Genomic DNA, 7,805 nt, shown 5'->3' with positions numbered 1-7,805 from the left:
AGTCTTGCGCGGACCGCGGGGCGGCATGATCCTGTGCCGTGCCGAGCACGCGAAAGCGATCGACAAGGCGGTCTTCCCGATGATGCAGGGCGGGCCTTTGATGCACGCTGTGGCCGCTAAGGCTGTGGCCTTGCGTGAGGCTGCCCAGCCGGAGTACAGGGAGTACGCGGGCCGCGTCATAGCGAACTCGCGGGCGCTGACCGAGGCGCTGGTGGCCGAGGGCATGCGGGCGGTCTCTGGAGGCACGGACAACCACTTGTCGCTCATCGACCTGCGCCCGCTCGGGGTCACCGGCGCGGAGGCGGAGGAGCGTTGCGAGGCCGCTGGGATCTCGCTGAACAAGAACACGATTCCGTTCGATCCGCAGCCGCCTGCCGTGGCGAGCGGGATTCGGGTCGGAACGCCGTCAGTCACTACTCAGGGGATGGCGCCGGAAGAGATGAAGAGCGTCGGGATGCTGATGGGCCGGGCCATCCGCGATGGCAGAGGCCGTGAAGCGGACTTGATAGCGACCGAAGTCAGGACATTGGTGTCCGCGTTCCCTGCCTACCCGCGAGACTGAAGGCGTGCGAGAGTACCTTCTCTGCCTGGTCGCCGCGGCTGCGGCGACGTACCTGGTGACTCCGTTCGCGCGTGACTTGGCAATACGCTGGGGGGCCTTGGCCGAGGTGCGCGACCGCGATGTGCATTCGCAGCCAACTCCAAGGCTCGGTGGGTTGGGTATCTTCGCCGGGCTGCTGGTCGCGTTGCTGGTCGCCAGCCAGTTGCCGCTGATGCGCCAGGTGTTCACCCAGGGCCCGAACACAGCTGCGGCCCTGATAGCGGGGATGCTCGTCCTCGTGGTCGTCGGTATGGTCGACGACCGCTACGGACTGGACGCGATCACCAAGTTGGCCGGACAGGTACTGGCGGGCGGTGTGATCGCCTATGGGGGAATATCGTTGTCGTGGCTGCCGATTGGGGGCGTGTTCGTTCTTGATCCGCTGAGCAGCGTCCTGGTGACCGTGTTCATCGTTGTCTTGACGGTGAATGCGATCAACTTCGTCGACGGCTTGGACGGACTCGCGGCCGGAATCGCCGCGATCGCCGCAGCGGGATTCTTCGCCTACTCCTATCTTCTCAGCGTCGGTCACGGATTCGAGCGCGCGACTTTGTCCACGCTCGCCTCGGCAGCCCTAGTGGGCGCGTGCCTAGGCTTCTTGCCTCACAACTTCTACCGCGCGCGCGTATTCATGGGCGATACCGGTTCGATGCTTCTCGGGCTCGTCCTGGCCACAAGCACGGTCACGCTGGTCGGCCAGGTCGACCCGAACGCGGTTGGGTCGGCGACCTTCCTGCCCGCGCTGCTGCCGCTACTGGTCCCCGTCGCTGTTCTTGCCGTCCCGATACTCGACCTGGCTTTGGCCGTGACGCGCCGCACGTGGGCTGGCCGGTCTCCTCTCTCAGCGGACAAGCAGCATCTACATCATCGGATCCTCCAGATGGGTCATTCCCAGCGCCGGGCCGTGCTGCTCATCTACGGCTGGGCGGGGAGCGTCGCCGGGACCGTTGTGGCGCTTGTGTTCGTCCCAGTGCCCGTTGCGCTTGGAGGCGGACTACTAGTGCTGGCAATCGTCGTAGTGGTCCTACGCAGACCTTCAGGCCGCTGGTTGAGCGAGGGGGAGCGCGTGAACCGGGCGTCCTGACCCGGATCTTGATCAAGTTCCACTTCATCTGGCGGGTGGTAACCTAGCGGCCGGGGAATCGTCAGGAGCTGGGGGTACACAGGTGGAGCAACTCAACTCCACGATCATGCGCAAGGTCGCGCTGCCGGTCGCCGCAGTCGGGATCTCAGTCTCGATCGCGAGTGGAGTGATCGCCGGGACGTCAGCGACTGTGGCCGCGTTGAGCGGCGTTGGTGTCGTGCTCGTCTTCTTCACGGCAGGGCAAATCGTGCTCGGGTCTGTGCTCAGGACGAACCCGACGATGGGGCTGACGGCCGCAATGATGCTCTACTTGATCAAGGTCGGGGTTCTGCTCGCGCTGCTCATTCTGCTGGCTGACGCCACATTCATGAATACGAAGGCGTTCGCCCTGGCAATCCTGGTCTGCACGCTGGCATGGACATGCCTTGAGCTGTGGGCATTCTCACGCCTGAAGACCCTCTACGTGGACCCGGACAATCCGGCACCGGGGTTCGCGGTTACGCCGCCTAGACGAGGGGCTGACGCAACCCGTCGATAGGGCTCCTCGACCGCCATGCGGGTGATGACGTGGCCTTGACCCGCGAACCGGCGTTCGCGCTCGCCTTGGTATCGTCGCGCCGTGCCCCGATCGAACAATCCATGGCCCACCGGGGACGCGCGCGCCACAGGGAATGAGGCCTGGTCGATCATGAGCCGGATGATCACTGGACTACTTCTCTACGGTGCTCTCGGGTGGCTTGTTGGCCAATGGCTCGGGTCGGCCAGTGTCGGTGTGGCGGTCGGGTCGGTGATCGGGCTAGTGGTGGCGATGTATGCGTCCTACTTGAAGGTCGCCGCGATGGATGACGGTCCGCTCGTTGTGAACCAGCCGGGATCCACGGTGTCTTGGTCGCAGCGGATGACGCGCGTGCGAGTGCGCGAGGCGAGGCAGTCGAATGGCGGTTAGGGTTCCGTTCTCCGCATGGGGTTGCCACTTGCAGCCGTCTGGGTGCGGCTTTCCCGCACCGGGGGTAGAGGAGTTCCAGTTCGCGCCGATATTCACCGTCGGCCCCATTGACTTCGACAAGCCGATGATCCTGCTGACGGCGTGTTCGATCTTGCTGATGGCGTTCTTCCTCTTCGCTTTCCGCAAGCCGAAGATTGTCCCGCGAGGGGTCCAGAACGTCGCTGAGTTGGGCTATACGTTCATACGGGACGGAATCGCGCGCGATGTGATCGGCAAGGCGGGCGAGAAGTACGTTCCGCTGCTGTTCACCGCGTTCTTCATGATCTGGATGCTGAACTTCCTCGAAGTTGTCCCAGGTATCCAATTCCCGGTCACGTCGGTACTGGCGTATCCGGTGGCCTTCGCGGTGATCGTGTATGTGACGTGGGTGCCGTTGGGCATGATGAAGCAAGGGCCACTCGGCTTCTTCAAGAACATGATGTTCCCGCCTGGGCTACCCAAGTGGTTGTACGGAATCTTGGCGCCGATCGAGTTCATCTCGAACCTCCTCGTGCGACCTTTCACGCACTGCATCCGTCTGTTCGCGAACATGTTCGCCGGGCACCTGTTGCTCGCCACATTCACTGTGGCCACGTGGTACTTGTTCAGTTCCTCGGTGATCGGGATCGTTGGGTCAATCGCCTCGTTCGCGATGACCATCGCCGTGACGGCGTTCGAGCTGCTGATCCAGGGTCTGCAGGCGTACATCTTCACTCTGCTGACGGCCGTGTACATCGCGGGCGCTCTGGAAGCGGAGCACTGATCGGCCAAGCGAAAACTGAATAGAAGCTGAATAGACAAGGACTTAGGGAACGTGACCGGCGGAGCTACCGTCGGCAGGCAGGAAGGCAAGACAATGACTTTGCTCGCGGAGCTCACAGGCTCCATCGGATCGCTCGGCTACGGTCTGGCCGCTATAGGCCCGGGCGTCGGCATCGGGATCATCTTCGGTCAAGGCGTGCAGGCGATCGCGCGGCAACCTGAGGCCTACGGCGTGATCCGGCAGAACATGCTGCTCGGTTTCGCGTTGGCCGAGGCGCTGGCGCTCATTGGGTTCGTCGTGCCGTTCGTCTTCGGCAAGTGACCGATCTGGAAGCCTAGGAAATCCACGTGTTGTCAATCTCAGCCGTCGTTCTGGCGTCATCCGAGGGATCAGCTCCGCCACCGAACGTCCTCGGCGTGCCCATGGACGAGTTCATTGTTGGAATGGCCGCTTTCCTGATCGTCTTCGGCGTCCTGGCCAAGTTCGCCTTGCCTAGCATCTCCGAGGCCCTGAAGAAGCGGACGGATGCGATCGAGGGTGGGCTCAAGAGGGCCGAGGAGGCGGAGACAGCCGCCAAGGGCATGCTCGATCAGTACCAGAACAAGATCGCCGGCGCCCATGACGAAGCGGCCGGGATACGCGCCAAGGCCGAATCTGACGGACGCCAGATCGTTGGTGACGCCAAGGCTCAAGCCGAAGTCGAGCGCGCCGCGATCGCAGCCAGGGCAGAAGCTCAACTGGGTGCCGAGCGGACTCAGACACTGGCGGCCTTGCGCCGCGACGTTGGCGGCATGGCCGTTGACCTGGCTGGCCGGATCGTGGGTGAGGCGATGCAGGACGACAAGCGGGCCAATGCTGTTGTCGACCGGTTCATCGCGGAGCTGGAACGAGTGGCCACGGAGTCTGGTCAACGCTGATGATCGGAAGCTCGCGGGCGTCTATCGCAGTGGTTCAGGAGGCCGTCGACGCCAAGTTCGATGATCCGGACCTGGAGCGCGCCGGCAAGGACCTGCTCGACGTCGCTGACCTTCTAGGTCGGGAAATCACTTTGCGCAGGGCACTCTCTGATGCCGGCCGCCCTGCCCAGGAGCGGCGCAGCCTGGCATCGCAGATGCTCGCTACGCGGGTGTGCGCGCTGGCTGATGAACTAGTCGGGACGATCGTCGCGTCGCGGTGGTCGAGCGAATCCGATCTGGTAGACGCGGTCGAGTTCGCGGGCGCCCAAGCGCTGTTCGGGGCGGCCGAGCACCGCGACGAACTGGACCGGGTGGAGGAGGAGCTTTTCCGCTTCGGGCGCATCGTTGTAGTGGACGGCGACCTGCAGCTGGCCCTGTCGTCCCACGCCCTGCCCGGATCGGCGAAGCGGGGGATTCTGGTCGACATCCTGTCCGGCAAGGCCACCGGGACCACGGTGGATCTGCTGTCGTTCGTCGCGGCTCATCTGCGGGGACGCCGCCTGGGCCAGGCCATCGACGCTTTGACCGCTGCCGCGGCTCATCGGCGCGGCAAGCTTGTCGCGGTAGTGACGTCGGCACGGCCGCTGACAGGTGAACAGGGCAGTCGGCTGGCGGCAGCCCTGGAGCGGATCTACTCCCACCCCGTGGTCGTCAATGTCCAGATCCGGCCGTCGCTGGTCGGAGGTCTATCGGTCCAGATCGGTGACGAGGTCATCGACGGAAGCATTGCCACTCGATTGGAAAACGCCCGGCGCCGGGTTTCCGGCTAACACCTGCGCTAGAGCGCGAAGCGAGAAAGCGAGTCACGATGACTGAGTTGACGATCCAACCGGAGGAGATCCGGAATGCGATCGAACGCAATGTTGAGTCGTTCGAGGCAGCCAACACCCGCGATGAGGTGGGCCGCGTGCTGGAGACCGGCGACGGGATCGCGCGCGTCGAGGGCCTTCACTCGGCTATGACCAGCGAGCTGCTGGAGTTCAAGGGCGGCTTGATGGGGCTGGCCCTGAACCTGGACCTGCGCGAGATCGGCACCGTGCTGCTTGGAGACGGTTCCAAGATCGAGGAGGGCCAGGAAGTCCGCCGCACCGGAGAGGTTCTCAGCGTGCCCGTCGGCGATGGGTTCCTGGGCCGCGTTGTCGACCCGCTCGGGTCGCCGATCGACGGCCTGGGCGAGATCAAGAGCACGGGGCGAAGGGCTCTCGAAGTCCAGGCGCCCTCCGTCGTTGAGAGGCAGCCGGTGAAGGAGCCCCTTCTCACCGGCATCAAGGCTGTGGACGCCATGACGGCCATCGGGCGCGGCCAGCGCCAGCTGATCATCGGTGACCGGCAGACCGGCAAGACCGCCGTGTGCTTGGACACGATCATCAACCAGCGCAAGAACTGGGAATCGGGTGATCCGCAGAAGCAGGTGCGGTGCATCTACGTCGCGATCGGCCAGAAGGGGTCGACCGTAGCGGCTGTGAAAGGGGCGCTCGAGGAATACGGCGCGATGGAGTACACGACGATCGTCGCGGCCGTCGCTTCCGACCCCGCTGGCTACAAGTACCTGGCTCCATACACCGGCTCGGCGATCGGCCAGCACTGGATGTATGAGGGCAAGCACGTGCTGATCATCTTCGATGACTTGTCGAAGCAGGCTGAGGCGTACCGCGCCGTGTCCCTGTTGCTGCGCCGTCCGCCCGGTCGTGAGGCGTACCCAGGGGACGTCTTCTACTTGCACTCCAGGCTCCTGGAGCGCTGTGCCAAGCTCAGTGACGAGTTGGGCGGCGGTTCGATGACAGGGCTGCCCATCATCGAGACAAAGGCCAATGACGTCTCCGCGTACATTCCAACGAACGTCATCTCCATCACCGATGGTCAGTGCTTCCTGGAGTCGGACCTGTTCAACTCGGGCGTGCGGCCGGCCATCAACGTCGGAATCTCGGTGTCCCGCGTCGGCGGCGCGGCGCAGCCGAAGGGCATGAAGAAGGTCGCGGGCCGGCTGCGGCTGGACCTCGCGCAGTTCCGGGAGCTGGAGGCGTTCGCGGCTTTCGGATCGGACCTGGACGCGGCTTCAAAGGCACAGCTGGAGCGAGGTTCGAGACTTGTGGAGCTGCTGAAGCAGCCGCAGTACAAGCCATTCCCGATGGAAGAGTCCATCGTGTCGGTGTGGTCGGGAACAACCGGACAGATCGATGAGGTGCCGCTAGCCGACATCGGCAGGTTCGAGAAGGAACTTCTCGACTTCCTGAGGAGGGATCACGCGGACCTGATGTCCGCGATCCGCGACAGTGGGAACCTCGATGACGACACAGAGGCGGGTCTGGTAGCGGCGGTGAGGGAATTCAAGCTGCAGTTCCGCACGTGCGAGGGGACCATCCTCGGCCGCGAGGAGGATGTGGAGGCGATCGCGCCGGAGGACATCGACAGGGCGCAGATCACGCGCAAGGTGCGGAAGGCCTGACTCGTGGGCGCTCAGCTGCGTGTCTACCGGCGGAAGATCCGATCGGTACAGTCCACGAAGAAGATCACCAAGGCGATGGAGATGATCGCCTCGTCCCGGATCGTCCGGGCTCAGCGCAGACTGGCCAACGCCGTGCCCTACCTTGTGCAGCTGTTCGCGGCGATCTCCGCCACGGCCAGTCACGCCACCGGAGTGGAGAAGCACCCACTCACGGCCAAGGCTCGGCTGGAGTATCGGGCGATCTACCTGGTAATCACGGCTGACCGGGGGCTGGCCGGCGCCTACTCAGTGAACGCCCTGCGGGAGGGCGAGGCGCTGACCCGGCATCTCATGGACGAACGCGGTTTCAAGGAAGTCGTCCCGTATGTCGTTGGACGCAAGGGCGTGTCGTACTTCAAGTTCCGCGAACGCGAGGTTGGCGGTGAGTGGGTCGGGTTCACTGATCAGCCGGATTTCGCGCACGCCAAGGAGATCGCACACGCACTGCTGGACCGATTCCTGACACGCACCGAGGACGGCGGCGCCGACGAAATCCACATCATCTACACGCATTTCACGAGCATGGTTAGTCAGAACGCGCGGGTCCGGCGCTTGCTGCCGCTGGAGGTCGTGGAAGAGGAAGTCGACATATCGTCCGCGGCTTTGGGCCGGGCTGACAACGAGCCGGGGCAGAACGTCCCGACGTTCCCGCTGTATGACTTCGAGCCAGGTGCCAACGAAGTGCTCGACGAACTGCTGCCGAAGTACGTGGAGAGCGCTGTGTACACGGCGCTGCTCATGTCTGCGGCATCCGAGCACGCCGCTCGGCGCAGGGCGTGTAAGTCGGCGACAGATAACGCCGAGGAACTCATCAAGACCTTCACGCGGCTGGCCAACCAGGCCCGCCAGTCCGAGATAACCCAGGAGATCAGCGAGATAGTCGGCGGAGCCGACGCGCTGGCTTCCGCCAACGCAGGAAGCTGAGGAGCTC

Annotated in this window: 10 protein-coding genes; all 10 read left to right on the top strand. The window is 64.1% G+C overall.

The genetic code is table 11. The features are described 5' to 3' along the window. Positions 1–562: serine hydroxymethyltransferase (gene glyA, locus Q8P38_03120; protein MDP4013603.1), on the top strand; the 562-nt coding region annotated here is incomplete at its 5' end. A gap of 4 nt (positions 563–566) precedes the next feature. Then, the gene (locus tag Q8P38_03115; protein MDP4013602.1) at positions 567–1,685 is read left to right on the top strand and encodes an MraY family glycosyltransferase; all 1,119 of its coding nucleotides are present in this window, start codon (positions 567–569) and stop codon (positions 1,683–1,685) included. Positions 1,686–1,767: 82 nt separating this feature from the next. Continuing rightward, the gene (locus tag Q8P38_03110) at positions 1,768–2,223 is read left to right on the top strand and encodes a hypothetical protein (protein MDP4013601.1); all 456 of its coding nucleotides are present in this window, start codon (positions 1,768–1,770) and stop codon (positions 2,221–2,223) included. A gap of 81 nt (positions 2,224–2,304) precedes the next feature. After that, on the top strand, positions 2,305–2,631 hold the full coding sequence (locus tag Q8P38_03105; GenBank protein MDP4013600.1) for a hypothetical protein: 327 nt from the start codon (positions 2,305–2,307) through the stop codon (positions 2,629–2,631). Further along, entirely contained in the window at positions 2,621–3,433 is an 813-nt protein-coding gene (gene atpB, locus Q8P38_03100) for a F0F1 ATP synthase subunit A (GenBank protein ID MDP4013599.1), read from the top strand. Before Q8P38_03105 ends, atpB begins: the two co-directional genes overlap by 11 nt. Before the next feature lie 51 nt (positions 3,434–3,484). After that, positions 3,485–3,754: an ATP synthase F0 subunit C gene (gene atpE / locus Q8P38_03095; protein MDP4013598.1), complete on the top strand. Its 270-nt coding sequence runs from the start codon at positions 3,485–3,487 to the stop codon at positions 3,752–3,754. A 26-nt stretch (positions 3,755–3,780) separates the two neighbouring features. Beyond that, positions 3,781–4,350 (top strand): F0F1 ATP synthase subunit B, encoded by a 570-nt coding sequence (locus Q8P38_03090; GenBank protein MDP4013597.1) that lies wholly within the window; start codon positions 3,781–3,783, stop codon positions 4,348–4,350. Then, positions 4,350–5,159 (top strand): F0F1 ATP synthase subunit delta, encoded by an 810-nt coding sequence (locus Q8P38_03085; GenBank protein ID MDP4013596.1) that lies wholly within the window; start codon positions 4,350–4,352, stop codon positions 5,157–5,159. The genes Q8P38_03090 and Q8P38_03085 overlap by 1 nt, the downstream gene beginning before the upstream one ends. Positions 5,160–5,197: 38 nt before the next feature. After that, positions 5,198–6,835 (top strand): F0F1 ATP synthase subunit alpha, encoded by a 1,638-nt coding sequence (atpA, locus tag Q8P38_03080; GenBank protein MDP4013595.1) that lies wholly within the window; start codon positions 5,198–5,200, stop codon positions 6,833–6,835. A gap of 3 nt (positions 6,836–6,838) precedes the next feature. Continuing rightward, on the top strand, positions 6,839–7,798 hold the full coding sequence (locus Q8P38_03075; protein MDP4013594.1) for a F0F1 ATP synthase subunit gamma: 960 nt from the start codon (positions 6,839–6,841) through the stop codon (positions 7,796–7,798). Positions 7,799–7,805: the final 7 nt, after the last annotated feature.

Source organism: Candidatus Nanopelagicales bacterium (genome assembly GCA_030700225.1).
In the GTDB taxonomy this organism is placed as follows: domain Bacteria; phylum Actinomycetota; class Actinomycetes; order S36-B12.
This window is presented reverse-complemented; position numbering and strand designations above follow the sequence as displayed.